At 62.9% G+C, this 26055-nt stretch carries 23 protein-coding genes; 15 read left to right on the top strand and 8 right to left on the bottom strand.

Going from position 1 to position 26055, the window contains the following annotated elements; genetic code table 11:
• Nucleotides 1-58 precede the first annotated feature (58 nt).
• Both D2V07_RS02580 and D2V07_RS02575 read left to right on the top strand, forming a co-directional pair.
• Entirely contained in the window at nt 59-721 is a 663-nt protein-coding gene (locus D2V07_RS02580; RefSeq protein WP_119584873.1) for an OB-fold-containig protein, read from the top strand.
• Nucleotides 722-746: 25 nt separating this feature from the next.
• Nucleotides 747-2510 (top strand): flotillin family protein, encoded by a 1764-nt coding sequence (locus tag D2V07_RS02575; protein ID WP_119584424.1) that lies wholly within the window; start codon nt 747-749, stop codon nt 2508-2510.
• A 57-nt stretch (nt 2511-2567) separates the two neighbouring features.
• Here D2V07_RS02575 and D2V07_RS02570 read toward each other — a convergent pair whose 3' ends face one another.
• From D2V07_RS02570 to D2V07_RS02550, 5 genes are all read right to left on the bottom strand, one after another.
• Nucleotides 2568-3149 carry a hypothetical protein gene (locus tag D2V07_RS02570; protein WP_147366884.1) on the bottom strand — a complete coding sequence of 194 codons (582 nt, stop codon included), beginning with the start codon at nt 3147-3149 and terminating at the stop codon, nt 2568-2570.
• Complete coding sequence (locus D2V07_RS02565; RefSeq protein WP_119584422.1) at nt 3149-3700, bottom strand: RNA polymerase sigma factor; 552 nt, start codon at nt 3698-3700, stop codon at nt 3149-3151. Before D2V07_RS02565 ends, D2V07_RS02570 begins: the two co-directional genes overlap by 1 nt.
• A gap of 58 nt (nt 3701-3758) precedes the next feature.
• Nucleotides 3759-4244 (bottom strand): transcription elongation factor GreB, encoded by a 486-nt coding sequence (greB, locus tag D2V07_RS02560; protein ID WP_119584871.1) that lies wholly within the window; start codon nt 4242-4244, stop codon nt 3759-3761.
• A gap of 68 nt (nt 4245-4312) precedes the next feature.
• Nucleotides 4313-4519, bottom strand: a complete 207-nt coding sequence (locus tag D2V07_RS02555) for a hypothetical protein (protein WP_119584421.1) — start codon at nt 4517-4519, stop codon at nt 4313-4315.
• Nucleotides 4519-4701: a DUF4169 family protein gene (locus tag D2V07_RS02550; RefSeq protein ID WP_119584420.1), complete on the bottom strand. Its 183-nt coding sequence runs from the start codon at nt 4699-4701 to the stop codon at nt 4519-4521. The genes D2V07_RS02555 and D2V07_RS02550 overlap by 1 nt, the downstream gene beginning before the upstream one ends.
• A 242-nt stretch (nt 4702-4943) precedes the next feature.
• Between D2V07_RS02550 and D2V07_RS02545 the strand changes: the two genes are divergently transcribed.
• On the top strand, nt 4944-5729 hold the full coding sequence (locus D2V07_RS02545) for an EAL domain-containing protein (RefSeq protein ID WP_119584419.1): 786 nt from the start codon (nt 4944-4946) through the stop codon (nt 5727-5729).
• A gap of 25 nt (nt 5730-5754) precedes the next feature.
• Here D2V07_RS02545 and D2V07_RS02540 read toward each other — a convergent pair whose 3' ends face one another.
• Nucleotides 5755-7695, bottom strand: coding sequence for a lytic transglycosylase domain-containing protein (locus tag D2V07_RS02540; RefSeq protein ID WP_119584418.1), 1941 nt, complete (start codon nt 7693-7695; stop codon nt 5755-5757).
• Nucleotides 7696-7828: 133 nt separating this feature from the next.
• On the opposite strand from D2V07_RS02540, the gene dapA reads away from it, so the two are divergent.
• The 11 genes from dapA to alaS all read left to right on the top strand — a co-directional run bounded on the left by dapA (nt 7829) and on the right by alaS (nt 22439).
• The gene (gene dapA / locus D2V07_RS02535) at nt 7829-8713 is read left to right on the top strand and encodes a 4-hydroxy-tetrahydrodipicolinate synthase (RefSeq protein WP_119584417.1); all 885 of its coding nucleotides are present in this window, start codon (nt 7829-7831) and stop codon (nt 8711-8713) included.
• Nucleotides 8710-9153, top strand: a complete 444-nt coding sequence (locus D2V07_RS19105; RefSeq protein ID WP_119584416.1) for a DUF805 domain-containing protein — start codon at nt 8710-8712, stop codon at nt 9151-9153. Before dapA ends, D2V07_RS19105 begins: the two co-directional genes overlap by 4 nt.
• Nucleotides 9154-9157: 4 nt before the next feature.
• A complete protein-coding gene (locus D2V07_RS02525; protein WP_119584415.1) occupies nt 9158-10459 on the top strand; it encodes a hypothetical protein in 1302 nt (433 codons plus the stop codon).
• Nucleotides 10460-10509: 50 nt separating this feature from the next.
• On the top strand, nt 10510-10992 hold the full coding sequence (gene smpB, locus D2V07_RS02520) for an SsrA-binding protein SmpB (RefSeq protein WP_119584414.1): 483 nt from the start codon (nt 10510-10512) through the stop codon (nt 10990-10992).
• A gap of 174 nt (nt 10993-11166) precedes the next feature.
• Nucleotides 11167-11697 (top strand): DUF2062 domain-containing protein, encoded by a 531-nt coding sequence (locus tag D2V07_RS02515; protein ID WP_233548206.1) that lies wholly within the window; start codon nt 11167-11169, stop codon nt 11695-11697.
• Between the two features lie 67 nt (nt 11698-11764).
• Nucleotides 11765-14230 (top strand): response regulator, encoded by a 2466-nt coding sequence (locus tag D2V07_RS02510; RefSeq protein WP_119584413.1) that lies wholly within the window; start codon nt 11765-11767, stop codon nt 14228-14230.
• Between the two features lie 93 nt (nt 14231-14323).
• Nucleotides 14324-15796: a DUF4139 domain-containing protein gene (locus D2V07_RS02505; protein ID WP_119584412.1), complete on the top strand. Its 1473-nt coding sequence runs from the start codon at nt 14324-14326 to the stop codon at nt 15794-15796.
• A gap of 40 nt (nt 15797-15836) precedes the next feature.
• Nucleotides 15837-17447, top strand: coding sequence for a DUF4139 domain-containing protein (locus D2V07_RS02500; RefSeq protein ID WP_119584411.1), 1611 nt, complete (start codon nt 15837-15839; stop codon nt 17445-17447).
• A gap of 155 nt (nt 17448-17602) precedes the next feature.
• The gene (gene recA, locus D2V07_RS02495; protein ID WP_119584410.1) at nt 17603-18670 is read left to right on the top strand and encodes a recombinase RecA; all 1068 of its coding nucleotides are present in this window, start codon (nt 17603-17605) and stop codon (nt 18668-18670) included.
• Nucleotides 18671-18894: 224 nt separating this feature from the next.
• The gene (locus tag D2V07_RS02490; protein WP_119584409.1) at nt 18895-19722 is read left to right on the top strand and encodes a class I SAM-dependent methyltransferase; all 828 of its coding nucleotides are present in this window, start codon (nt 18895-18897) and stop codon (nt 19720-19722) included.
• Between the two features lie 50 nt (nt 19723-19772).
• Nucleotides 19773-22439 (top strand): alanine--tRNA ligase, encoded by a 2667-nt coding sequence (gene alaS / locus D2V07_RS02485; RefSeq protein ID WP_119584408.1) that lies wholly within the window; start codon nt 19773-19775, stop codon nt 22437-22439.
• Nucleotides 22440-22442: 3 nt separating this feature from the next.
• Here the strand turns inward: alaS and D2V07_RS18665 are convergent, their stop codons facing one another.
• Together D2V07_RS18665 and D2V07_RS02480 are read right to left on the bottom strand one after the other, a co-directional pair.
• Nucleotides 22443-22610, bottom strand: coding sequence for a hypothetical protein (locus D2V07_RS18665; RefSeq protein WP_199698712.1), 168 nt, complete (start codon nt 22608-22610; stop codon nt 22443-22445).
• A gap of 54 nt (nt 22611-22664) precedes the next feature.
• Nucleotides 22665-24431, bottom strand: a complete 1767-nt coding sequence (locus D2V07_RS02480) for a cation:proton antiporter domain-containing protein (protein WP_119584407.1) — start codon at nt 24429-24431, stop codon at nt 22665-22667.
• Between the two features lie 132 nt (nt 24432-24563).
• On the opposite strand from D2V07_RS02480, the gene putP reads away from it, so the two are divergent.
• Entirely contained in the window at nt 24564-26033 is a 1470-nt protein-coding gene (gene putP, locus D2V07_RS02475; protein WP_119584867.1) for a sodium/proline symporter PutP, read from the top strand.
• The last annotated feature ends 22 nt before the right edge of the window (nt 26034-26055 follow it).

Genomic DNA, 26055 nt, shown 5'->3' with positions numbered 1-26055 from the left:
AATTGACCCAAACTTGGAAAGGACGCCCTCGGCTGCTCGCCGGGAGGTGAGCGATACGATGAGCCTGCTTGCCGATTATAACCTGCCATTCGCGATCGCTTTTGGCCTGATGGTTCTTGCGCTTGTGCTGCAGGTAATCGGCATTGGCGATTTCGATTTCGGCGGGGATGTCGAACTCGACCTGGACCTCGAAGCGCCGGATTTTAATGCAGACGCCGTGGAGGCGCCCTCTGCCGGGTTCGGCGGAGCCTTGCTGACCCTGCTGGGGCTGGGCCGGGTGCCGCTGATGGTGTGGCTGATGGTATTCCTGCTGCTGTTCACCGTGGTGGGCATGGGCATCCAGGTCTTTGCCACGGATCTTACCGGCAATCCGCTCTACCCGTGGCTGGCCGCGCTGTTTTCCGGCGGGGCGACGCTGCCGCTGACGGCAATGCTGGTGCGTCCGCTGGGCGGGTTGCTGCCGCAGGACGAGACCAGCGCCGTAGGGCTTGGCAGCCTCGTCGGTCGCCGAGGAACCGTAACCACCGGGAAAGCCGAACGCGGCTCTCCTGCAAGAACGAAAGTGCGCGACCGTCATGGTCACGCGCATTACGTAATGCTCGAGCCACATGAGGATGCGAGCACCATTCACGAGGGGGACGAGGTATTGCTCGTGCGCCGCGAGGGTAGCGTCTTTTTCGGCGTACCCCTGGCAGAGCGCAAGCTGGCGCCGGTGTCCTGACACATAGATAACGATAGGAGAAGAAATGGAAGGTTTACTGGATCTCGGCTTCGTGACGCTGGTGGGAGGGGCAATCGCCGTCCTCGTCATCATCATCTTCCTGCTGAAGATGTACCGCCGCGCATCAAAGGAAGTCGCCTTCGTGCGCACCGGTGTGGGCGGGGAAAAGGTCGTGATGAACGGGGGCGCACTCGTCTTCCCGATCTTCCACGAGACCATGCCCGTCAACATGAACACGCTGGTTCTCAGCGTGATGCGCCGCGACGGTGAAGCGCTGATCACGCTCGACCGCCTGCGTATCGACGTAAAGGCGGAATTCTACGTCCGCGTGAAGCCGGACGCCGAAGCCATCGCCATGGCCGCGCAGACGCTGGGCCAGCGCACGATGCAGCCCGAAATGCTGAAGGACCTTGTCGAAGGCAAGTTCGTGGACGCGCTGCGCTCCGTCGCGGCGGGCATGACCATGAACGAGCTGCACGAACAACGCGCGGATTTCGTGCAGAAGGTGCAGCAGGTCTCCTCCAACGACCTTGCCATGAACGGCTTGGAGCTGGAGTCCGTGTCGCTGACCGGTCTCGACCAGACCAGCATCGAGCACTTCAACGCCAACAACGCCTTCGACGCCGAAGGTCTCACCAAGCTGACCGAGCAGATCGAGGCGCGCAAGAAGCTGCGCAACGATATCGAGCAGGACACGCGCGTGCAGATGGAGACGAAGAACCTCGAGGCGGCGCAGAAGAGCTTCGAGATCAGCCGCGACACCGAATACGCCCGGCTGGGGCAGGAGCGTGAAGTGGAAGTGCGGCGTGCCGCGCAGATGTCCGAAATCGCCCGCGAACAGGCCGAGCGGCAGCGCGAAGCCGATGCCGCCCGGATCGAGGCGAAGAAGCAGGTCGACGCGCAGCAGATCGAGGCCGACAGGTTGGTGGAAGAAGCCCGCATCGACCAGGTCCGTGCTCTCGAGATCGCTCGTCAGGAACAGCAGATCGCGGTGCAGAACAAGTCCCGCGAGGAAAGCCAGGCGAAGGCCGATGCCGACGAAGCGCGTGCCAAGGCCGTCGCTGCCGAGGAACAGGTCGCCACGGCCCGCGAAAGCGAGATTGCCGAGCGTCAGAAGAAGATCGAGCTGATCGAGGCGGCAAAGCAGGCCGAGCGCGACGCGATCAAGATCCGCGTCGATGCCGAGGCAGACAAGGATGCTGCTACCAACCGCGCCGAAGCCGCTCGCCTGGCGGCCAAGGGTGAGGCCGATGCCACCAAGCTGCTGGCCGAGGCCGACCGCGTGAAGTTCGAAGTGGAAGCTGCTGGCCAGCGTGCCGTCAACGAAGCGGCAAATATCCTGTCGATGGAGCAGATCAGCCTGCAGACGAAGCTGGCTTTGCTCAAGGTCCTGCCGGAAGTCATCCGCGAAAGCGCGAAGCCGATGGAAGCGATCGACTCGATCAAGATCGTGCAGGTTGATGGCCTTACCCAGCGCTCCGGCGCACCGGGTTCGACAACCAACGGATCGGGTGCAGGCGGTGGCTCTGGCAACCTTGCCAACGATGCCGTGGCCGCAGCACTCGCCTACCGCGCGCAGGCGCCGGTTCTCGACGGGCTGATGAAGGAACTGGGCCTCGACGGCAGCTCGCTTGGCAAGCTGGTGGAAGGTGCGGCCAATGGTCCGTCCAATGGTTCGTCCGGGGCCGACTTCAGCAGCGCGCCTGACTTTTCGGACGAGAAGGCCACCCCCTCGCTGTTCGAAACCGACTCCGAGAGCGAAGACGACGAGGCCAAGTCCGCCAAGTAAGCTTGGTCCGGCATTAACATCGGGGCGCGCGTGGATTGATGCCATGCGCGCCCTTTTTCATTCGGCCATCAGCGCGTCGATTTCGTCGATCTGGCGTTGCAGGCGGCGGGCACCCCACTTGTTGAGCAGGTAGACCGCGACGAACACGCCCACCACCGCGGCCATCACGAACAGCGCATCGGCGGGCGGCATCCGCCAGGCATCGGGCGGCAACGACAGCAGCGGCGCGGCCATGATGACCGCCATGCCAGGGATGAGCGGCAGCAGGTACCAGGTAAAGATGCTGTCCAGCGCATCGCGTTGCCGCGCCAGCTCGCGCCGCTGGAATTCCAGTACCGACATCCGGCCCCCATGTTCGGGCGGGGAAAGCGGCCTGCCTCGTCGATACAGCTGCCACATCACCACGCAGGCACCGCCCGCCACCAGCGCACTGCCCATGCGCAAGGCCAGCAGGGGTGCGGTAAGCGCGCCCATGGCGAACATTACGATCACAAGAATTCCGGCGGCGTATTCCACAAGGTTGCGTCGCCTGATCACGCGCCGGAATCCGTCGGCCCGCGCGCGCAGTTCGTCCAGCGAGGGAAGCGGCGCGCTGTTATCGGCAGCCTTCCAGCTGTCTCGAGCGATCTGGTCGGACATCATTGACTGTCTCCTTCGTGTGAAAGGGTATCGGCAAGCAGGTTTTTCAAGCGGTGGATCCGGGTGGCAACCGCGCCAGCAGACAAGCCTGTCACCTCCCCGATTTCGGCGCCGGTCAGGTCTTCCAGGTAAAGCAGCATTACTTGTCTATCGGCAGGCTTCAGCCGGTGCACCGTAGCCAGCAGGCGGTGGCGCAATTGAACGGCTTCGGTTTGCGCGGCGAGATCGTCGCGAGCGGCCAGTTCGGTGATACCGTCAAGGCCCACTAGGGCTTCCGGCTTGCGCCGAAGCGCGGTCTGGACATGGGTCACGGCCACGTTGTGCGCGATGCGGTAGACCCAGCTCTTCACCGAGCATTGGCCTTCGAAATAGGCGAAGCTTCGCCACAGTTCGGCGTGGATATCCTGCACGAGGTCACGCGCCAGGTCCGCGTCCGCCTCGTAACCGCGCGCCAGCCGGTCTATGGCCCTGCCATATTCCTCCGCAGCGCTGCGATAGGCATCATCCTGCGATAGCGGTGCCTTGTGCAAAGTGTTTTCCCCTCGTGCCATGCAAGGGTAGTCCGCCAGGATCCGAAAGTCTTACAGCGGTGCAGAAAAATTTTCGCCGTTAGGGATAGCTGATCGCCACAACTTCCCATTCCTTTTCGCCGCCGGGCAGGCGAACGGTGCGCAGGTCGCCCACTTCCGCACCGCGCAACGCGCGCGCGATGGGGCTGGACCAGCCGACCTTTCCGCCGCTGGCATCCTGTTCCTTGTCCCCCACGATGGTGAGCGTGCGTTGCTCGTCATCCTCGTCGGCTATGGTCACGGTCGCGCCGAAGAACACGCGGCTCTTGTCCGGCTGCTGGCTGGGGTCGACCACTTTCGCGTGCTTCATGACCTTTGCGAGGAAGGCGAGTTCGCGGTCGATCTCGCGCATTTTCTTGCGACCGTAGAGGTAGTCACCGTTCTCGCTGCGATCGCCATTACCGGCCGCCCAGCTGACGATCTCCACAATCTCGGGGCGCTCCTTGCCGAGCAGGTGATCGTAACGTGCTTTGAGCGCGGCGAGCCCTGCGGGGGTTATGGGCTGGGTCTTGTCTGGTGTCGGCATCGTGCGCCCCATAGCCTTCCGAACGAAAACCGCCACTCCATCACACGGTCGAAAGCGTGCAAGAGAAGTCAATCTTCGCCAATGAGATCGAGCCAGGCGACGACATCGTTGTCGGTTTGCATATAGAGACCTGCCTGAACCTCCTCCGGTTGCCCGCCTGCGACCTGCATGGCTTCGCTCAAGGGCCCGTAAAACAGCGTTTCGATAGCGCCGCCTTCTGCTGCCGCGTCGAGGAAGTAGAGCCTCACACTTGCATCCAGATAAGTCGTGCGCATCAGTCGTCCCGCTCCAGCTTTGCTCCGTCCAGAAGACGACTGGCTCGCGCCTCGTCGAGCCGTGAAACGCCGCGCTGTTCCTTCGGTACGCCGTGACGGATACGGGCGTCCGCCGCGGCCTTATCCTTCGCGGCGCGTTCCCGGCGCTTGCGAGCCATGCGCAGGTTTTTCACCTTTGCCATCGTCAGAGGTCCGTGGGGATCTGGAGTTGGGAGGCCAATTGGATTTCCTTCTCGCCACGGCCCAAGGCGCAGCGTCTGGCGCGGAGTGAATAGGATACAGGGACATTAGCCCATCTCACCGAATGAAATAGCTCGTTTTCGCGATCCCGAGCGCCTTATTCGGTCATGCGCCTAAGACCATCCTCTGCAAAAGCACGCTGCGCTTGGTAATGCATTAACATTTTTGTCCCAGTATCAAGGAGATGGACAAGGCACGGAAACTTTCGCACTGTGGCGTATGTCGCGAAGGCGCTGCGCTACCCTTTGCGATAACCACGGCGTTCCAACCTATTTTCGACATGCGCAACAATGGCGTCTTCGCCTACGAAGCGCTGGTGCGGGGCGAGAACGGAGAAGCTGCGGGTGAAGTGTTAGGCCGCGTCGATGAGAAAACCCGCTATAGCTTCGATCAACTCTGCCGGGTCAACGCGATCAAGAACGCAGTGACCGCTGGCATTCTTGAAACTGATGCGAAACTATCGATCAACTTCATGCCGAATGCCGTCTATTCGCCCCTGGCCTGCATCCAGCTGACTTTGAAAACCGCGCGTGAAGTGGGTTTCCCGCAAGACCGGTTGATCTTCGAATTCACCGAACACGAAAGGCTCGACGTCCCCCACGTCACCACAATCGTGGAAGCGTATCGGCAACTGGGGTTTGCCACCGCGATCGACGACTTCGGCGCGGGGTTTTCGGGCCTCAACGTACTCGCCAATCTCGGCACCGACATCATCAAGCTGGATATGGAACTGGTGCGCGGGATCGATACCAGCGAACCACGCCGACAGATCGTGCGCGCCATGACACGCCTATGCACGGAAATGGGCAGGACGGTCATCGCCGAGGGTGTCGAAACCCCCGGCGAACTGGCTGCCGTGCGATCATGCGGGATCGACCTGGTGCAAGGCTTCTTCCTGGCAAGGCCCGCAGTCGCAAGCCTGCCTGCCCTGGACATGGGCCAGGACAACAGGCTGCGGCTGGCATCATGAAGCGCCCCGCGACCGCGGTTCCCTTCTAGCGCAGGAAGTCCGTCACGAGGCGCGGTTCGCCGGCGCGGCCCGTACGCTCGGGATAGAGGTGTTCGTACACCACCGCGTTTTCCACCACGCGCTGCACGTAGTTCTTCGTCTCGAAGAAGCCGATCTCCTCGATCCAGCGCAGCCAGTCACCCGTCACGCGCGGATCGCCGTTTTCGCGCAGCCAGCGATTCACGTTGCCCGGACCGGCGTTGTAGGCCGCGATGGCGAGCGGATAGCTGCCGTCGTAATAGGAAATCAGCCGCTCGATGTGGTTGGAACCCAGCATCATCGAGTATTGCGGATCGTCGATCAGGCGACTGGCCGAATACTGCACGCGGGCGCGGCGGGCCTCTTCCTGTGCCGTGGCGGGCATGAACTGCATCAGACCGCGTGCGCCAGCATGGCTGATGGCGTTCTCGGCAAACTGGCTTTCCTGCCGGGCCAGCGCGTGGATCATCGTCCAGTTGGTGCCGGGAGGGGTGTCGAGCGTGGGATAGCCGATCTGGGTGAAGCCCTTGTGCCCGTCTTCCATGGCGGAATCGGCGAGGTTCACGGCGAGGTCGCGGCGGCCGATATCGCGCGCGAGTTCGGCGACGAGAACGTGTTCGCCCACGGTCTCGGCCTGGTCGGCGATGGATCGGTAGAAACGGATACCGGTGCTCCACGGTGCATCGCGGGCGACTTCGGAAACGGCGCGGGTGATCGGCTGGTTAAGGAACGCCTGGCGTTCAGCCTCTGTCGGCGCACCTTCTGGCGACTGGTTGAAGCTGGGCACGTCGCGGCCCAGCCGGTTGAGCGCCATCAGGCCGTAGAACTTGTCGGCGTAGTCGGCGGCCATCTCGTAGTGGCGCGTCGCTTCCGCCGTGTTCCCGGCGCGGCGATAGGCCTCGCCCGCCCAGAAGAAGCCCTTGGAACGCGTCTGCGGCGTTCGCGCGGCGGCGCCGTACTGATAAAACAGCGGCGCGGCGGCGGCTCCGTCACCCAACTGCCAAAGGGCGTTCGTGCCACCCAGCCACATCAGCGAGGTGTAATCGTCACGCAAGCGATATTCGCCGATCGAAATGTCATATCCCGGCTCGAACGCCTCGATCGCGCGCGTCGCCACGCGAACGGAGTCGCGCGTGCCAGCGGCGCGGGCCACCGCGAGAAGTTCGGTGATCCAGGCGGTCTGGTCGAAGGGGAGGGAGGCGAGTTGCGGGCCGTCCACGATGTTGCGTATCGCCTGCGGAGTCTGGCCTTCCTGACGCAGCTCCCGGCTGCGGTTGTAGAGATAGCCGGGGTCGGCCATCGCTCCGGGCGCGCTGGTGGCTCCATCGCCGCCCTGCAGGATGGCAAGGCGCGCGGCAAATAGGTCGCGCTTTGCAGGCGACGTGCGGCTCAACTGGCGCGCGGCACCCTCGGGATCGCGCTGCCAGAGCAACGCGTCCATGCGCGCATCCTGGTCCGCCTGCGAGAAATTGCTGCCGTACATGGCAGACAGCGCGGCCTCCGCCGTGGGGCTCATCTCGCCGCCACGCCATGCTTCCAGCGCCCAGCGTTCGGACGCGGCGCGGTCTTCACCCATCAGCGCCAGCGCGTAGTGCGCCTTGGCATAGTTGGTTACGGGATCTTCGTTGGCGAAGAAACGCAGCAGGACTCCGGGCTCGGTGAATTCCGAGCGCAGTCGCTGTTCGGCACGGGCGCGCAACGTGGTCTCATCCGGGAAACCGGGGTTCGCAAGGAGGAAGCTGGCGTATTCGGTGAACGGCAACTGGGCCTGACGGTCCTCCCAAAGTCGTTCCCAACGGGTGATTTCCCGCGCCATCGGCCCGGGCTGCTGGGCCACGAGCTGGGCGCGATTGCGATCCCATTCGGCGGCATCCTGCGCGAAAGCAGTGGAAGGAGCGGCCAGAGCCGCGACGAGTGCTACAAGGGGAAGTCGAACCATGCTGGACATTCTATGGGGCGCATCCTTATCAGGCGCTGAATACATAATTCCTCCGAAGGGGTAAGGCTATTGGGAAAGGGCGCTGTTCCGGCGCGATTTTCCATCGAGTCGTCTTTTCACACCAACGCACGAGAGGCGTAAAATGTTCTCAGGTTCGATTCCCGCGCTCGCCACCCCCTTTGCAGGCGACGACTTCGACGAGGAGGCCTACCGGCGCTTCATCGACTGGCAGATCGAAAGCGGATCGAAAGCGCTGGTCCCGTGCGGCACTACGGGCGAAAGCGCGACGCTGGACAATGACGAGCATCACAAGGTGATTGCCGTCTGCGCAGAAGTGGCGAAGGGCCGCGTACCCGTTATCGCCGGCGCCGGCAGCAACGACACCCAGACCGCGCTTTGGCATATCAAGGAAGCCCAGAACGCCGGGGCCGATGCGTTGCTGCTGGTCGCGCCCTATTACAACCGGCCTTCGCAGGAAGGATTGTTGGCGCACTTCAGCTATTTGGCGGAGCGTGCGGACCTGCCCATCGTTCTCTACAACGTGCCGGGACGCACGGTGACGGACATCGCGCCCGAAACGGTGATCGAACTGCACCGCCGCTTTCCGGAGAAGATCGTGGCGATCAAGGATGCGAGCGGCGACCTGTCGCGCGTCGTCACGCACCGGATGGGCGCAGGTCCGGACTTCTGCCAGCTTTCGGGTGACGACCCGCTGGTGCTGGCAGGCTATGCGCTGGGGCAGGTGGGCTGCATCTCCGTTACCGCGAACGTCGCGCCAAAGCTGTGCGCAGACTTCCACGCCGCGGCTGCCGAGGGCGATTTCGCCACCGCACGCGAGTTGAACGAGCGTCTCTACCCGCTGCACCGCGCGATGTTCGCCGATGCCTCGCCCGCACCTGCAAAATATGCGCTGAACAAGCTGTTCGACTGGTTCAGCCCCGACGTGCGCCTGCCGATCATGCCCTGCTCGGATACTGCTAGAAGGCAAGTGGACGAGGCAATGGAACTCGCGGGGATTTTGGAGTGAAGCTATCTGACGGTCGGACTGTCATAGAGGTCTTGGTTGAACTTGTCCGGCAGTCCTTCAAATTTTCTGGAAGGTCGCGCCGAACCGACGGATGGCTCTGGCTCGGTGCCGAGTTCCTTCTTGGCTTGTCATGTGCGTTTGTTTTCTGGAAAGCTCCTGTCGAGCAGTACATTACCGATGCAATTTACGTAGTCTTTATGGTCCCCATGATTGGTTGGACCGTTCGACGCGTTCATGATTGCAATCTCTCGGGGCTGTGGGCTCTACCTGTTTTTTTCGGATACTTTTGGTCTTTTTTCGTCTGGCCTATGGAGCCTTGGATGCTGATCGTGTTTACCATCCTCACCATTCTTCCCCTACTTGTGACACCAGACCATGGGCCGAACCGTTTCGGAAGCGATCCTCGCTCCAAAAGTTTCGCTGAACCCCGAAGGAATTGAGCCAATGATCCGCGCCGCCATCCTCACCGTCGCCGCCCTCGCGCTCACCTCCTGCGCTACCATGCCGGGCATCCAGCCACCCGCGCTCGACGTGCTGGCCCGCGATTATCTCGCGTTGCAATTGGCTATTGGCGAGAAAGACCCCGGCTACGTCGATGCCTATTACGGGCCGGAGGAACTCGCCACCCGCGCCGCGGCGCAGGACGACGAAACCACATTGCCAATGTTGCAGGCCCGCGTCACTGCGCTCGACGCGACACTGGGCCTGATCGAGACGCAACCCGGAACCTTGGAGGCAGAGCGGGTGCGCTACCTGCGGGCCATGCTTGCCAGCGCGAAGGTGCGCCTGAGGATGCTGCGCGGCGAGGAAATTCCTTTCCAGGACGAGGCCGAGGGTCTGTTCGGCGTGCGCCCCGAACTGATCGACCTCACCACGCTGGACCCGGTGCTGGACCGGATCGAGGAACTGGTGCCGGGCGATCTTTCCGACGGTCCGCTGAACGAGCGGCTAAATGCCTATCAGGATCGCTTCATCATCCCCAACGACCGCCTTCGCGCCGTGATCGATGCAGCCGTTGACGAATGCCGCAAGCGCACCCTGCCGCATATCCCGCTGCCCGAAGGTGAAAGCTTCGACCTTTCCCTCGTTACCGACAAGCCGTGGGGCGGGTTCAATTATTACCAGGGCGACTATCACTCGGTGATCGAGATCAACACCGACCTGCCTACGCGACTCGACCGCGCGGTGGATGTCGGCTGTCACGAGGCCTATCCCGGTCACCATGTCTATTCGACGCTGATCGAACGGGACCGGGTGAACGAACTTGGGCAGATCGAATTCACCCTGCTGCCGCTCTATTCCCCGCGCGCGATCATTTCCGAAGGCAGCGCCGAATACGGCGTGAAGCTGGCGTTCCCGGGGACTAGCCAGCTCGAATACGAACGCGACGTGCTGGCTCCGCTGGCAGGGATCGATGCCAGCAATATCGAGCAGTATTACGAGCTGCGCGAGGCGCTGGAGGGGCTCTCGGGTGCCTATTACACCATTGCCGCAGCCTATCTCGATGAAACCATGACCCGCGAGGAAGTGATCGAAGCCTCGATGCGCTATCGCCTGATGAGCCGCGAGCGCGCCGAACAGTCGCTGCGGTTCATGGACACCTACCGCAGTTACGTGATCAACTACGGGCTGGGTTCGGAGATCGTCGGCGCGGCAGTCGAGGCTCGCGATGCGGACATGGCCACACGCTGGCAGCGGTTCATCGGTATTCTGAGCAACCCGACCCTGCCGGAGGACCTGATGTAGGGCCATGCCCTTTGCCTTTCGGCAAATGCATCCCTACATGCCGCCACCTTATGGCCCGCCCCAAACCCGCCACGTTCGACAAGCAAAAGGTCGTTGCAGAAAACCGCAAGGCGCGGTTCAACTATTCTATCGAGGATACTTTTGAGGCAGGCATCGCCTTGCAAGGTACCGAGGTGAAGGCACTGCGGGCAGGGCAGGGCAGTATCGCCGAAAGCTATGCCGAGGTGAAGGACGGGCAGGTCTTCCTCGTGAACGCCACGATCCCCGAGTTCAGCCATGGCAACCGCCACAACCATGAACCCAAGCGGCCCCGCAAGCTGCTGCTTCACGAGCGCGAGATCAATCGCCTGTTCGGTGCCGTGGAGCGCAAGGGCATGACGCTGGTTCCGCTGTCTGTCTATTTCAACGGACGCGGGCGAGCAAAGGTCGAACTGGCGCTGGCCAAGGGCAAGCAGGCGCACGACAAGCGGGCCACGATCAAGGATCGCGACTGGCAGCGCGACAAGGCCCGCCTGATGCGCGAAAAGGGCTGAAGCCCCTCCCGTTTTCGCGGATGCGACAGGGCGAGCGCGATTGTCGCCCAAAGCCGGATATCGTCGTTAAGCGACGGTTGTCATTCCCTGGGCTAGAACCATCTATCAATGGCGACGCAAAGGAGTATGGGCGATCCCATGATGGAAAGGGCGACTCGGTGGCTGTCGGCACGCATGCCGGCCATGCCCCGGCGGGAAGAGATGGCGAAAAATCGCTGGCTCGCTCCGCTGGCCAGCACCATCGCGCGTTCCGAACTCTGGCGCTTCAATCGCCGCAGCGTGCCGCGCGGCGTTGCGCTGGGCGTGTTCGCCGCTTTCATCATCCCCCTGGGGCAGACGTTCCTGGCCGTGCTGCTGGCCTTGCCATCGCGCGCCAACCTGCCGCTGGCTGCCGTCACCACGCTCATCACCAACCCCTTTACTGTCGCCTTCTGGGCGGTGGTGGCGCACAGGTTGGGCGTGTTCGTGCTGAAGATCGACGATGCGACCACCGGCATGGCGAACGAACACGTGCAGAGCACGTGGTTCCAGTCATTTGCGCAGTGGGCGGAGATTGCCGGTGTGGCCGCCTTCGGCTTCGTCATCCTGGCCGTGGTCGGCGCGGCAATCGGCTATCTCGTGGCCAGCTTCGTCTGGCGTTTTGTCGTCGCCCGCAAGTGGATCCAGCGGCGCGGCAAGTTCAAGACTGCCCAGCCGGCAGAGTGACCGCGTTCGCGCATTGGCGCCAATTGCCGTCTAGGGCGCACGGGGCGGCTTTGCTAAGGCCTTTGCGATGAAGATTGTGAAAGCGCAGGAGTCGGGCCCTCTGATGGATGGCATCGCGGTGGCAGCCGCCGTGCTTGCCAGCATTGCGCTGATCCAGTTCGCTACCGAAAACACCGCCGCCACGCTGGCCTATGCAGGCGGTCTTGTGGTGCTGGGGCTGATTGCCTTTGGCGCTGCACGGGCGCGGGTTTCTGCGCAGGTCCAGCCCGTGGCCGACATGCCCGACTGGTCCGTCACCGTGGCCGCTATCGAGCGCGCCGACGAGGCCGTGGCCATTACCGACCGCGCCAACCGGCTGGTCTGCGCCAATGCCACGTTCGAGCTCTGGTTCGGCTCCAGCAATGCCCCGCCGCGCCTTCCCGTGGACGGGGCGAGCGCGGAGAAGCTGACCCGGCTGGCGCGCTCTGCCTGGCGCGACGGGAAGGGCAGCGAGCCGGTGGTCGTCGCCGACGAGGAAAAGAGCTGGGAAGCCCGCGCCGTGCGCGCCGGAAGCGGGGATGAATATCTCGTCTGGCGCTTCACACCGGTTACCCGCACCAATCCGCTGGCCGGTATCGGCGTCCACATTACCGGACTGTTCGGCAAGGTACTTGGCGCGGCCGGCATTGCCGTGGCGCTGGTTTCGCCGGACGGCATGGTGCGCGCGGCAAACCCGGCACTCGCCCGCCGCGCGCTGGGGGACGAGAACGCCAGCATGTCGGGCCAGGAATTCGTCCGCCTGCTGCGATCCGACGACCGGGAGCGTATCTTCTTCTCCCGCGAGGGGCAGAAGGGTTCGCCGCAAACGCTGGTGCAGATACCGCTGGTCGATCCGGAACTCGCCGCGAGCGAGAAGACGCCCGGCAAGACCGCTGCAGAAGCGCCGTCGATCATGCTGCTGATCGACAGCGGCATCGGCCTTGGCGGCTGGGGCGGGGAAAGCAAGGGACAGGCCGCGCAGCTCGAGGGGCTGCTTGAACAGTTGCCGCTGGGCCTTGCCACCACCAACCGCGACGGCAAGTTCCTCTTCGCCAACCCCGCGTTCCGGCGTGCATCGGGCATCGGCGCCGACCTGCCGCCTTATCCCTCGGACCTGGTGGTGCCGCGCGACAAGACCGCCATGTCCGATGCGGTTCGCCGTTATGGCCAGGGACCGGCTTCCAGTGGCGACGTTGCCGTGCGCCTGCGCGGCGAGCCGGACGAACCTGTCAGTATCGGCCTTGCCGGGGTACGCGGCCTGGGCGAGGCTGCCGTGCTGCTCTCGCTGGCCGACACGACGGAGGAGGCCCGGCTGAAACGGCAGGTAGCGCAGGCTACCAAGATGCAGGCCGTGGGCCAGCTCGCGGGCGGCGTGGCGCACGATTTCAACAACGTGCTCACCGCCATCATCGGTTATTGCGATCTCATGCTGCTGCGGCACACTCCGGGCGACAGCGACTATGACGACATCCAGCAGATCAAGGCCAACTCCAACCGCGCTGCCAGCCTGACGCGGCAATTGCTCGCCTTCAGTCGCCAGCAGACGCTGCAACCCGAGGTGCTGCAACTTCCCGACGTGCTGAGCGAGGTCAGCCAGTTGCTCAAGCGCCTGCTGGGCGCGAAGATCACTCTCAAGGTCCGGCACGATCGCAACCTTGGTCCGGTCCGCGCCGATCCCCGCCAACTGGAGCAGGTGGTCATCAACCTCGCGGTCAACGCGCGCGATGCCATTCAGTCGAGCGGGGGCGGGGAAGGCGCCAGCGGCACGCTCACCTTCGCCACGCGCCGGGTGGAGGCGAAGGACATCCGCCGCATGGGCAGCGAGATCATCCCCGCAGGCGACTACACCGTGCTGGTGGCAGAGGATACCGGCGGCGGCATTCCCGCAAAGGTGCTGGGCAACATCTTCGAGCCGTTCTTCACCACGAAAGAGCAGGGCAAGGGCACCGGACTGGGCCTGTCGACCGTTTACGGCATCATCAAGCAGTCCGGCGGGTTCATCTTCGCTTCCAATGCCAAGGCAGCGGATGGCGGCATCAAGGGCGCGCGCTTCACCATCTACCTGCCGGTACACGAGGCGACCGAAGAAGAACTGCGGCGCACCGAGGTGGAGGAGAAGGGCAGCAATTGGTCCGGCGGTGGCTGCATCCTGCTGGTGGAGGACGAGGACATGGTCCGCGCCGTGGCCGAGCGCGCGCTGGCGCGGCAGGGCTATACCATCGTCACCGCCAGCGACGGGGACGAGGGGCTGGAAATCGTCAGGTCGGGCAAGCATCCTTTCGACCTGGTGGTATCGGACGTCGTCATGCCGAGCATGAACGGCCCGGCCATGGCGCGCGAGATACGCAAGCAGCATCCCGCTTTGCCGATCCTGTTCATGTCCGGGTATGCCGAAGGCGAACTGCGCAGCGAGATCGATATCGAGGCCATGCACTTCATTCCCAAGCCCTTCAGCGTGAAGCAAATTGCTGACAAGGTGGGCGAAGTGCTGGCGAACCCGCGAAAGGGCGGTTAGCACTCTTACCCGAACGCTGGCGAAAGGCTGTTCATGACCGATACAGGTCATGATACCCTATATCATCGCCATTCTTTGGGGAGGACTGCCATCATGACCATCCGCCACACCGCCGCCGCGCTGCTTGCCGCCAGTGCGCTGGCCTTGCCCGCGTCTGCACAGCAGACCGAAGGCACCGCGCAGGGCGACGTGTCCGTCACCATCTACCAGAACGGCCAGTCGCTGGTGCAGGACATTCGCCAGCTGAACATTCCGCGCGGAACGACACGGATCGAGTTTCCCGACGTTTCGGCCCAGATTCGTCCTGCTACCCTCAGCTTCAATGCCGACGACACCGCCATCGTCGAACAGAATTTCGATTTCGACCTGCTCACACCCACCAAGCTGATGGAAAAGGCCATCGGGCAGACCGTCACGCTAATTCGCACCAATCCTGCAACCGGGGCCGAAGTGCGCGAGCGGGCGGAGGTGCTTTCCACCGCCGGCGGCGTGGTGGTGCGCATCGGCGACCGGATCGAGGTGCTGCGCGACGATGGCCTGCCGGTGCGCGTAGTCTTCGACGAAGTGCCGCCCAATCTGCGCGCCCGGCCGACGCTTTCGGTTACGCTCAATTCCACCAGCAGCGGCACGCGCCCGGCCTCGATCCGTTACCTGACGCCCGGGCTGGGCTGGACTGCCGACTACGTTTCGCTATTCGACGAGGTCAACAATACGGTCGACATGCAGGGCTGGGTCACGCTGACCAACACCACTGGCACCACGTTTCACGCTGCCGACACGCTGCTGGTAGCGGGAAATCCCAATGGCGGCGCCAGCGGGCCACGCCGCGGCATGGTTCGCCCCGGCACAGAGACAGCAGACCGCGAACGGCTGGGCGATTTCTATCTCTATCCGCTGGACGAACGCACCACGATCGCCAACGCGCAGACCAAGCAGGTCAGCTTCCTCGATGTACAGGGCGTGCCGGCACAGCGCGTGTACAGCGCTTATGTCCCATGGCTGACCAACGATTCCGGGCCGCGTAACGTCTCGTCCGAGATTGCTTTCTCCTCCTCGCGAGAGGGCGGGCTGGGCGATGCCCTGCCGGCTGGCACGGTGCGTTTCTACCAGCGCGATGCGCAGGGCAATCCGCAGTTCGTGGGCGAAAACGGCATCGGCCACACGCCGATGGGCAGCCGCCTGTCACTGCGCACCGGCGATGCCTTCGACATCACGCTGCAGACCGAGGTCGAGAGCCGCGAGAAGATCACCGCCGCCGAGTACGAGCGCAGCGCGCGCTACCGCGTCACCATCGATGGCGAGCAGGTTCGCGAGGTGGAGATAGACAGGGCGGTCGATTACTATCGCACCACCATGCGCTACACGTTCACCAATGCGAAGCCCACGCCGGTGGAAGTGGAAATGACGCAGGGCGGGTTGGACCAGGGATGGTGGGGCGGCGATTTCCGTGTCGTTTCGGAAGATGTGCCTGGCGAGCAGTTGAATATCGATCGCCGCCGTTACCGCGTCACCGTGCCCGCCAATGGCGAGCGTGAGGTTCGCGTGACATACGAGACGCGGTTCTAGGGGAAGGGCAATGCGCCATCCCCCCTCTTTGCCGAGATACTTGTTCGCACGAATTGCCGGATGCCTGATCGCCGCCGGGTGCACTGTCCCTGCCGCCGCGCAGGAACGGCCCGTGGTGCAGGCTTCGTCCCCCGAAAGCCTCGCGGTGACCGTCTACCGTGATCCCAATCGGGGCGTGGGCGACACCATGAACCCCGACTGGCCGCGCGGCTTCGCGATGATCTCCGAAACCCGGACTGTCACCTTGCCGCCCGGCGAATCGCGCATCCGCTTCGAGGGCGTGGCAGAGGGGATGGTGGCAGTCAGCGCCATCGTCACCGGACTGCCGGGCGGCACGATCGAGAAGAACCGCAACGCCGACCTCCTCAGCCCTGCTGCGCTGGTGAATGGCACACTGGGCAACCGCGTTCGCATCACCCGCACCAACCCTGGCACGGGAGAAGCGGCGAGCGAGGAAGCGGTGATCCGCACAAGAGCCGATGGCGGGCTGGTGCTGCAGACGCAAGACGGGTTCGAGGCGGTGCGCTGTTCGGGCCTGCCAGAGCGGCTGACTTTCGACGATATCCCCGACGGGCTCTCCTCCGAACCGATTTTCTCCATCGATACCCGCGATGCCAGCGGCGGCACCTATACGGTTACCCTGTCGTACCTCGCCTGGGGCTTCGACTGGGAAGCAAGCTACGTCGCCACCCTGCACGAAGGACGCGATGCCGACGACGTTCGCTTCGACCTGACAAGCTGGCTCACCATCCTCAACGACAATGGCCAGAGCTTCGAGGATGCGGAACTGATGGCCGTCGCGGGCACGCTGAACGTGACCAGCGATTTCGAGGATCTGGCCGATCCGCCAACCGCGCGGCCTCTTCGGCTGACGTGCTACCCGATCGGCAGTACGGCGCGCGGCTCACCCGTGGGCTATCCGCCGCCTCCGCCGCCGCCGCCACCCCCTCCAGCGGCGATGGCTGCCTATTCCGAAGATGCCCTGATCGTGGTGACGGGCGCCCGGGTGCAGCGTGAAATGATGGAATCGGCAACCCCGGTCATGGCGGGCGAGGAGCAGCTTGGCGACCTGAAGCTTTACCGTGTTCCGGTGCCGGTCGACGTGAATGCGCAAGGGCTGAAGCAGGTCGCTTTCCTGCGCGAAGAAGGTGTGGAAGGCGAACTGGTCTACGAGAGTGAGTGCACGCCGTGGAACTGGAATGCCGATCCCACGCAGGCCCGGCTGTTACTGGAAACGGTGAACGACAAGCGCCACGGGCTGGGTGTGGCATTGCCCACCGGTACAGTCTCGGTGTTCGAACGCGGTCCGCGCGGGGAACTGCTGGTGGCAGAGGAAACACTGCGCGATTACGCCTCCGGGCAGGATGTCGAACTGTCACTAGGAGAGTCTTCGCAGGTTTTCGTGACGTGCAACCATGCGGGCGCAAAAGACCCGCGCGACGACGAGGCGCGCTGGATGGAAACCCGCGCAACGATCACCAACGCCAATCCGCATCCCGTTACCGTGCGCTTGCAACTGGGCTTCAACAGCCAGTGGCGTTTTCGCGGCGTGCGCGAACGGTTGCGCAATGGCCAGCGAATCATCCTGGTTGACGTTCCGGCAAACGGAACGCGCACGCTGGATTGGGAGGTTGGGGAAGTCACTGACTAGCAGTGATTTCTTCGCGGGAATGGCGCAAGGGCGTGTCTTTCGCGGAAAATCCAACAAAAATTTTGTTCCACTCTTGTTCTTATGGAACAAAGTGGGTACATGTGCTTCTGTTGAAGAGTTGAACACGACCCTAGCAAGCAGACGGAGGCCATGTCATGGCAGGCGCAAATCTGAAATTGGTTGAAAAGGAATCCAACGTGGACCGTCAGAAGGCGCTGGACGCCGCGCTTGCGCAGATCGATCGCGCATTCGGCAAGGGCTCGGCAATGAAGCTGGGCCAGAAGGAAACGATGAACGTGGAGTCGATCTCCACCGGTTCATTGGGTCTCGATATCGCTCTGGGAATTGGCGGACTGCCCAAGGGACGCGTAATCGAAGTCTACGGTCCGGAAAGCTCGGGCAAGACCACGCTGGCTTTGCACGTTCTGGCCGAATGCCAGAAGCAGGGCGGCACCGTCGCCTTCGTCGATGCCGAGCATGCGCTCGATCCTATCTATGCCCGCAAGCTGGGTGTCGATATCGATGAACTGATCGTCTCGCAGCCCGATACCGGCGAACAGGCGCTGGAAATCGTCGATACGCTTGTGCGCTCCAACGCGATTGACGTGCTGGTGGTCGATTCGGTTGCCGCACTGGTGCCGCGCGCAGAGATCGAGGGCGAGATGGGCGACAGCCACGTCGGCCTGCAGGCGCGTCTCATGTCCCAGTCGCTGCGCAAGCTGACCGGTTCGATCAACCGTTCCAAGTGCATGGTGATCTTCATCAACCAGCTGCGCATGAAGATCGGCGTGATGTACGGTAACCCGGAAACCACGACGGGCGGCAACGCTCTCAAGTTCTACGCATCGGTTCGCCTCGACATCCGCCGCACCGGCGCGATCAAGGATCGTGACGAGGTGATTGGCAACTCCACCCGCGTGAAGGTGGTGAAGAACAAGGTCGCCCCGCCGTTCAAGCAGGTCGAATTCGACATCATGTATGGCGAAGGCATCTCGAAGATCGGCGAGATCCTCGATCTCGGCGTCAAGGCCGGTATCGTGGAGAAGTCCGGCTCGTGGTTCAGCTACGACAGCGTGCGCATCGGCCAGGGCCGCGAGAACGCGAAGACCTTCCTTAAGGAAAACCCTGAAATTCGCGACAAGTTGGAAGCTGCCATTCGCAGCAAAACCGACGAAGTCGCCGAGGAGATGATGACCGGTCCGGACGCGGAATCGGAGGACTGATCTTCTCAAGAAGGCCCCTGGCGGTTTTTGCCTCCAGGACTGTGTTCCAGGTGTTCCACATTAGTTGGAAAGCCGCAGACGAAAACACGAAAAGCACGGCCTTGCGAAACCGGAGCCGGCAAGTGGTGGCATTCCTGCCCCCCGCGCCGGCTTCTTCGCATCAGGGCAGTTGCCACCGATGCCTTCCCGACCGATAACGCTCCGGCAGTAGCGGGAGGCAAGGCGTGGTCGACAAGAGCGAATGGCAAGGCAACAGCGGGGAGACCTGGGCCGCCGAATGGCGCCGTACCGACCGCAGCTTCACGCTCCTCACCGAACGCCTGCTCGAACGCACGCGCAAATTCCGCTTTCGTAATGTCCTGGACGTGGGCTGCGGCGCGGGCGAACTGTCACTCGCCATGGCCCGTGGCCGGCCCGATATAACGGTCACCGGTGTCGACATATCACCGCAACTCATCGCCACCGCACAGGAACGGTCGTGCCATCTGGGCAACGTCGACTTCGTCCTTTCTGACGCTGCAGAATGGTCAGCAGAAGCAGGGATACAACCTGATCTCGTGATATCGCGCCACGGCGTGATGTTCTTCGACGATCCGGTCACAGCGTTTGCCAACCTGGCCCATCAGGCGAAAGAGGGTGCGCCGCTGATGTTCTCCTGCTTCCGGGATATCGCGCTCAATCCCTTCTTCACCGAAGTGATACGATTACTGCCGCGGGTGCCACCGGCGATGGATCCCACGGCCCCCGGTCCTTTCGCGTTCGCTGATTGCGATCGCGTACGGTCGATCCTCGAAGAGGGAGGCTGGGCTGACGTTGCTTTCGAGGAGTTCGATTATCCCATGATCGCCGGAACAGGCGAGAACGCTGTGGACGACGCCTTCGGCTACTTCTGTCGGATCGGCCCTGCCGCCCGCGCGTCAGCCGAACTCGATGATGCTGCGAAGGGCCGGTTCCATGCCCGCTTGAGGGAGCTTTGCCAGCGCAGTTGCCATGCAGGAATCGTGGCACTGCCCGCAGCCGCGTGGATCGTGACAGCAAAGAAGGGCAGCTAGTAGCTTATGGCGGCTTGCCGGGGCGCACTTTGCTCCCTAATTCGCCATTCATGACCTCGACCAACGATATTCGCCGCACATTCCTCGATTTCTTCGCGGCCAACGATCACCAGATCGTGCCCTCGGCGCCGCTGGTGCCGTACAACGATCCCTCGCTCATGTTCGTGAATGCGGGGATGGTGCCGTTCAAGAACGTGTTTACCGGCGTGGAGACGCCGCCGGCACCGCGTGCCACCAGCAGCCAGAAATGCGTTCGGGCCGGCGGCAAGCATAACGATCTGGATAATGTCGGTTATACGGCTCGCCATCTGACGTTCTTCGAGATGCTCGGCAATTTCAGCTTCGGCGATTATTTCAAGGAACGCGCCATCGAGCTGGCGTGGACCATGGTCACGAAAGAGTTTGGTCTCGATCCCCGCCGCCTGACCGCGACGGTCTATCATACCGATGACGAAGCCTTCGACCTGTGGAAACGCATTGCCGGTCTGCCGGAAGACCGCATCATCCGCATTCCGACGAAGGACAATTTCTGGGCCATGGGTTCGGATGGCCCGTGCGGCCCATGCTCCGAAATCTTCTGGGATCATGGCCCTGATGTGGCCGGCGGCCCCCCGGGTTCGCCGGATGAGGACGGTGACCGCTTCGTCGAGATCTGGAACCTGGTATTCATGCAGCATCTGCAGGAAGCCGACGAGATTACCGGCAACCTGCCGCGCCCGAGCATCGACACGGGCATGGGACTGGAGCGTATCTCCACCGTTCTGCAAGGCGTTCACAACGTTTTCGAGACCGATACTTTCAAGACGATCATCGCCGCTAGCGAGGACCTCTCTGGTGCCCGCGCGGAAGATAGCGCACTCGCCAGCCATCGTGTGATCGCGGACCATCTGCGATCGACCAGCTTCCTGATCGCGGACGGCGTCCTTCCCTCCAACGAAGGCCGTGGCTACGTGCTCCGGCGGATCATGCGCCGCGCCATGCGTCACGCGCACCTTCTGGGGGCGGACAAACCGTTGATGCACCGTCTCGTGCCCACGCTGGTTGGCGAAATGGGCCAGGCATACCCCGATCTTGGCCGGGCGCAGGCGTTGATCACCGAGGTTCTGGAGCGGGAGGAAAGCCGTTTCCGCCAGACGCTCGAAAAAGGACTTCGCCTGCTCGACGAGGAGGCTGGATCGCTTGAAGAAGGTGACAGCCTTCCCGGTGAAACGGCTTTCAAGCTCTACGACACCTATGGTTTCCCCTACGATCTCACTGAGGATGCTTTGCGTTCGCGTGGTGTCGGCGTGGACCGCGAAGGTTTCGATGCTGCGATGGCGCAGCAGAAAGCTGCCGCGCGGGCCGCATGGAAAGGGTCTGGCGCATCTGCAGACGGCGAACACTGGTTCGACATTGCCGAGCGCGAAGGTGCCACCGAGTTCACCGGCTACGCGTCCACGGAGGGCGAAGGCAGAGTGGTTGCGCTCGTAGTCGACGGTAAAGAAGTTGATCGCGCGGACAGCGGTCAGGACGTGACCGTGCTCACGAACCAGACCCCGTTTTACGGCGAGAGTGGCGGCCAGACGGGCGACGCAGGCAAGATCACCGGCGATGGACGACTGGAGATAGACGTTTCGGATACCTCGAAACCGCTTGGTCGCCTCCACGCCCATCATGGCACAATCCGGTCGGGCACCATCTCGGTTGGCGACACTGTCCACCTGGCGATCGATGCCGGGCGTCGCGACAGGATCCGCGCCAACCATTCGGCCACGCACTTGGTTCATGCCGCCTTGCGCAATCACCTTGGGGAGCATGTGACACAGAAGGGATCCCTGGTAGCCGAAGATCGCCTGCGTTTCGATTTCTCGCATCCCAAGCCGATAGCCCCGGCCGAACTCGCGGCCATCGAGGCCGAGGTCAATGCCGAGATCCGGGCGAATGAGGATGTGCGCACCCAGTTGATGAGCCCCGACGACGCGATAGAGGCCGGTGCCATGGCGTTGTTCGGAGAGAAGTACGGCGACGAAGTCCGCGTGCTTTCGATCGGACGGTCGGATTGGCAGGGCAGCGGCAGGAACTACTCGGTCGAGCTTTGCGGCGGCACGCACGTCCGCGCTACTGGTGACATCGGTCTTTTCCGGATTATCTCGGAAAGTGCAGTGTCATCGGGTGTCCGCCGGATCGAAGCGCTGACGGGCGAAGCCGCGCGCGAATGGGTGGTTCGCCGTGAAGATGCGCTGAAATCGGTTGCCGCCACACTGAAAACCGCGCCGGACGAGGTCGAGGCGCGGGTCGCGGCGCTAGTGGATGAGCGCAAGGCGCTGGAACGTGAATTGGCGGAGGCGAAGAAGCAGCTTGCCCTCGGCGGTGGCGGCGGGGCTGCGCCTAAGGCTGACGAAGAGATCGCTGGCGTGAAGTTCTCGGGCCAAGTCCTTTTGGGGATGGACCCTAAGGAACTTCGCGGGCTCCTGGACGAAGCAAAAAGGCGTATGGGCTCGGGTGTTGCCGCGATCTGCGCTGTAAATGATGGAAAAGCCGCTTTTGCCGTCGGGGTCACGGATGACCTGGTCGACCGGATCAGTGCAGTCGAACTCGTACGCGCGGGTGTAGAAGCGCTGGGCGGGAAGGGTGGCGGTGGCCGCCCGGACATGGCACAAGGTGGCGGTCCGGACGGCGACAATGCCGATGCCGCGCTGGCTGCCGTGCGAGACGCATTGGCAACCGTCGCGGCCTGACGTTTAGTCGGTTCTATTCTGGGCGGCGCGGCGGCGATCACCATCGCTGCCACGCGGCACGTCCTTCATGTTGCGCGTGTCGCGACCATGCTCGTCATCCGAGGCGACATTCTTGGGCTTGAACTTTTCGTCGTTCGGGGTGGGCTTGGTGGGGTCTGTATGTCCGCTCATGGGAAATTCTCCTTTCCCCACCAACGCTCCAACCCCATTGTATTTCCGAGAATTTCAGCTTTCTGCCGTGCTCGTGCGCAGTTTCGGCTTGGATTCGAGGGCGCCTTCTTCACGGATCTGCTCGCGGAATTCATCGCGCTTTTCGTGGATCGAGGCGATCACAGGCCCCATAGCTACGCCCAGGTCCACCAGGGCCGCCTCGGATAGCTGCAGCGAGCTTTCCAGCGTTTCCGGCACGGCGGTGGAGGCTCCGCTCTTGTAAAGTTCTGCCGCATGGAAACTGTCGCGGGCGCGGGCGATGATCGGCATGTCGGGACGGGCTGCGCGCAGCTTCTTGACCAGTCTCTGCGCAAGGACATGCTCATCCATCGTCAGGATGACTGCGGGGGCGTTGTCGATGCCCAGCCGGTCAAGCGCGTCCGAGCGCATCGCATTACCATAGATCGCGTAATAGCCTTCGCGGCGAGCGCGCTCGATCAGATCGGCATCGGCATCTACGCCGACATAAGCTTTTCCGTGCATGTCCAGCATCTGCGCCACCAGCCTGCCGACGCGGCCGAAGCCCACGATGATGACGCGAGGGGTTCCAGAATCGCCGTCCATCTCTTCCAGCGAAGGCGCAGGCTCCACCCTCCCAGCCACGTGACGGCCCAGCAGCGCAAGCAGCGGTGTGATGGTTAGGCCGATAGCGGTGACGATTTGCCAGAATTGAGCGGTGCCGGGCTGGATCAGCAGCGCATTGGTAGCGGCCGCGAGCACGATCAGCGTCGTTTCCGACGGGCTGGCCATGAGGATCCCGGTCTCCGTCGCCGTGCTGCGGCGCGCGCCCATCAGCCGCAGGAGCACGCCTGTTACCACGGCCTTCAGGGTCAACACGCCGACGACCGCCCCAAGGATTAGCCACAGGTTGTTCCAGATGGTCGCAAGATCGATGCTCATGCCGACGGTGATCAGGAAGATACCAAGCGCCAGGCCCTTGAACGGCTCCATGATGCCTTCGACTTCGGTATGGTATTCCGTTTCCGCGATCAGCAGGCCGGCAATCAGTGCCCCGACGATGGGCGACAGGCCCACGAATGCCGTGGCGAGGCTGGCCCCGATTACCACCAAGAGGCTGGCCGCAAGGAACAGTTCCGGGCTCTTCGTGCGCGCTGCCTGGGCGAACAGGCGGGGCAGCAGGAGCCGACCGGCTACCATCATGACGAAGACCACCAGAAGGCCCTGCCACAGGGTGTCCATCAGGCTGACCGCGCCTTCTTCCTGCGCGAAGGGCGCCAACGCACCCAGCAGAAAGATTACCGGCACGATCATGATGTCCTCGAACAGCAACATCGACAGGGCTGCGCGGCCTACCGGCGTGTTGGTGCCAGAGATGGGGAGGACAAGAGCGGTGGAGGAGAAGGCGAGGGCAAGGCCGAGCGCCAGGGCGCCGGTCCAGTACTGCCCCATCATGGAAAGGATTGCTGCCATCAGCGAACCGATCACCAGCAATTCCAGCGCGCCGAGACCGAAAACCAGCCTGCGCAGTTGCCACAGTCGCTTGAAGCTCAGTTCCAGCCCGATCGCGAACAGCAGCAGGATAATGCCGAATTCGGCGAAGGGCTCCAGCCGCTCCTGATCGGTGATTGTCACATACGAGAGCCATTCGTGCTCGATCACCATTCGGCCGAGCCCGTAAGGCCCGACAAGCAGTCCTATCAGGATGAACCCGATGATCGGTGTGACGCGAAATCTGGCGAAAAGGGGTATGACAATACCGGCCGCGCCGAGGATAACCAACGCGTCCTTCATGATCGGGGAGATGGCTTCGGCACCGTGCATTGGCGTCATTATCGAAGATTGGCGATAGTTTAACAACCGCTATATTGCGTTGCAGCGGCTCGCCGCGAAAGGGTCTGGCAAACTTGCTGCCACCTGTTCACATCGCTTGCCTGTCATGTATGGATGGCGGCCATGCAGACACCGACACTGATCGCACTCGCTCTCTATTTCATCCTGATGCTCGGCATCGGACTCTATGCCTGGAAACGCTCGACCGAGGATAGCGAAGGCTACCTGCTGGGCGGGCGGAACCTGCCGCCGGCGGTGGCGGCCCTGTCCGCTGGCGCATCCGACATGTCGGGCTGGCTGCTGCTGGGTTTGCCCGGGGCGCTTTACCTGTCGGGCCTGGTCGAAGCATGGATCGGCATCGGCCTTTTCGTCGGTGCGGTGGTGAACTGGATCGTGGTTGCCCCCCGGCTGCGGCGGCAGACCGTTGAATATGGCAATGCCCTTACCATACCGCAGTTCCTGGCCAATCGCTTTCCGGACAAGGCAGTGGCGCTGCGGGTGACATCTGCCATCATCATCGTGGTGTTCTTCGCGGTCTATTCCGCCGCTGGACTTGTCGGGGGCGGGTTGCTGTTCGAGAGCACGTTCATCGACGCGCCGGTGATGGGCTTCAGTCCCTACATGGCGGGCGTCCTGCTCACGGCGCTGGTGGTGCTGGCCTATACCATGGTCGGCGGATTCCTGGCTGTCAGCCTGACCGACTTCGTGCAGGGCTGCATCATGGTGGTGGCTCTGGTGGTCATGCCACTGGTGGTGCTGTTCGGAGATGGTTGGGCCGCGACGGGCGATGCGCTGCGGGCGGTTGATCCCGATTTCCTCAGCTGGTTCGGCGGTCTTACGACGATCGGGTTCCTCTCCGCCATTGCCTGGGGGCTGGGATATTTTGGCCAACCGCACATCATCGTGCGCTTCATGGCCATTCGCGAGGGCGGCGTGAAAGCTGCGCGCAACATCGGCCTCGCATGGATGTTCGTGGCGCTGATCGGTGCGCTGGGCGTAGGCCTTGCGGGCCGTGCGCACGTGGAGATGAATGGCCTTACGCTGGAGAATTCGGAGACGATCTTCATCCTGCTTGCCAACACCCTGTTCCACCCGTTCGTGACCGGTTTCCTGCTGGCAGCATTGCTGGCCGCGATCATGTCGACGATCTCGAGCCAGCTGCTGGTGAGTTCCAGCTCTCTGACCGAGGATTTCTATCGCCTGTTCCTGAAAAAAGACGCCAGCGAGCGCGAAGCTGTGACCGTGGGACGCATCAGTACGGCCCTGGTAGCCGTTGCGGCTATCGTGATTGCAAGCGATCCGGAGAGCGGCGTGCTGGCCCTGGTCGCCAATGCCTGGGCGGGCTTCGGTGCAGCCTTTGGTCCGCTGATCATTCTTTCGCTAACATGGAAGCGCATGACCGGCGCAGGTGCGGTCGCAGGCCTGGTGGTGGGCGCGGGCGTGGTGATGGCGTGGATCGCCCTCGGCTGGAACAGCGAGTTCCTGGGCGGCCCCGGCATCTACGAGATCATCCCGGGCTTCGCAGCTTCCTGGCTGGCGATCTGGCTGGTGAGCAAGGCGACTACGAAAGAGCCTGCGGTTGCTGTTGCTTGACCTCAGAATCTCGGGTTAATTC

This window comes from Aurantiacibacter zhengii (genome assembly GCF_003584125.1).
Lineage (GTDB): Bacteria > Pseudomonadota > Alphaproteobacteria > Sphingomonadales > Sphingomonadaceae > Alteraurantiacibacter > Alteraurantiacibacter zhengii.
This window is presented reverse-complemented; position numbering and strand designations above follow the sequence as displayed.

Excerpts from the sequence above, each read along its gene's own strand:
- D2V07_RS02580 (WP_119584873.1), top strand. The coding sequence starts at position 59 with ATGAGCCTGCTTGCCGATTATAACCTGCCATTCGCGATCGCTTTTGGC.
- D2V07_RS02575 (WP_119584424.1), top strand. The coding sequence starts at position 747 with ATGGAAGGTTTACTGGATCTCGGCTTCGTGACGCTGGTGGGAGGGGCA.
- D2V07_RS02570 (WP_147366884.1), bottom strand. The coding sequence starts at position 3,149 with ATGTCCGACCAGATCGCTCGAGACAGCTGGAAGGCTGCCGATAACAGC.
- D2V07_RS02565 (WP_119584422.1), bottom strand. The coding sequence starts at position 3,700 with ATGGCACGAGGGGAAAACACTTTGCACAAGGCACCGCTATCGCAGGAT.
- greB (WP_119584871.1), bottom strand. The coding sequence starts at position 4,244 with ATGCCGACACCAGACAAGACCCAGCCCATAACCCCCGCAGGGCTCGCC.
- D2V07_RS02555 (WP_119584421.1), bottom strand. The coding sequence starts at position 4,519 with ATGCGCACGACTTATCTGGATGCAAGTGTGAGGCTCTACTTCCTCGAC.
- D2V07_RS02550 (WP_119584420.1), bottom strand. The coding sequence starts at position 4,701 with ATGGCAAAGGTGAAAAACCTGCGCATGGCTCGCAAGCGCCGGGAACGC.
- D2V07_RS02545 (WP_119584419.1), top strand. The coding sequence starts at position 4,944 with ATGGACAAGGCACGGAAACTTTCGCACTGTGGCGTATGTCGCGAAGGC.
- D2V07_RS02540 (WP_119584418.1), bottom strand. The coding sequence starts at position 7,695 with ATGTCCAGCATGGTTCGACTTCCCCTTGTAGCACTCGTCGCGGCTCTG.
- dapA (WP_119584417.1), top strand. The coding sequence starts at position 7,829 with ATGTTCTCAGGTTCGATTCCCGCGCTCGCCACCCCCTTTGCAGGCGAC.
- D2V07_RS02525 (WP_119584415.1), top strand. The coding sequence starts at position 9,158 with ATGATCCGCGCCGCCATCCTCACCGTCGCCGCCCTCGCGCTCACCTCC.
- smpB (WP_119584414.1), top strand. The coding sequence starts at position 10,510 with ATGGCCCGCCCCAAACCCGCCACGTTCGACAAGCAAAAGGTCGTTGCA.
- D2V07_RS02515 (WP_233548206.1), top strand. The coding sequence starts at position 11,167 with ATGCCGGCCATGCCCCGGCGGGAAGAGATGGCGAAAAATCGCTGGCTC.
- D2V07_RS02510 (WP_119584413.1), top strand. The coding sequence starts at position 11,765 with ATGAAGATTGTGAAAGCGCAGGAGTCGGGCCCTCTGATGGATGGCATC.
- D2V07_RS02505 (WP_119584412.1), top strand. The coding sequence starts at position 14,324 with ATGACCATCCGCCACACCGCCGCCGCGCTGCTTGCCGCCAGTGCGCTG.
- recA (WP_119584410.1), top strand. The coding sequence starts at position 17,603 with ATGGCAGGCGCAAATCTGAAATTGGTTGAAAAGGAATCCAACGTGGAC.
- alaS (WP_119584408.1), top strand. The coding sequence starts at position 19,773 with ATGACCTCGACCAACGATATTCGCCGCACATTCCTCGATTTCTTCGCG.
- D2V07_RS18665 (WP_199698712.1), bottom strand. The coding sequence starts at position 22,610 with ATGAGCGGACATACAGACCCCACCAAGCCCACCCCGAACGACGAAAAG.
- D2V07_RS02480 (WP_119584407.1), bottom strand. The coding sequence starts at position 24,431 with ATGCACGGTGCCGAAGCCATCTCCCCGATCATGAAGGACGCGTTGGTT.
- putP (WP_119584867.1), top strand. The coding sequence starts at position 24,564 with ATGCAGACACCGACACTGATCGCACTCGCTCTCTATTTCATCCTGATG.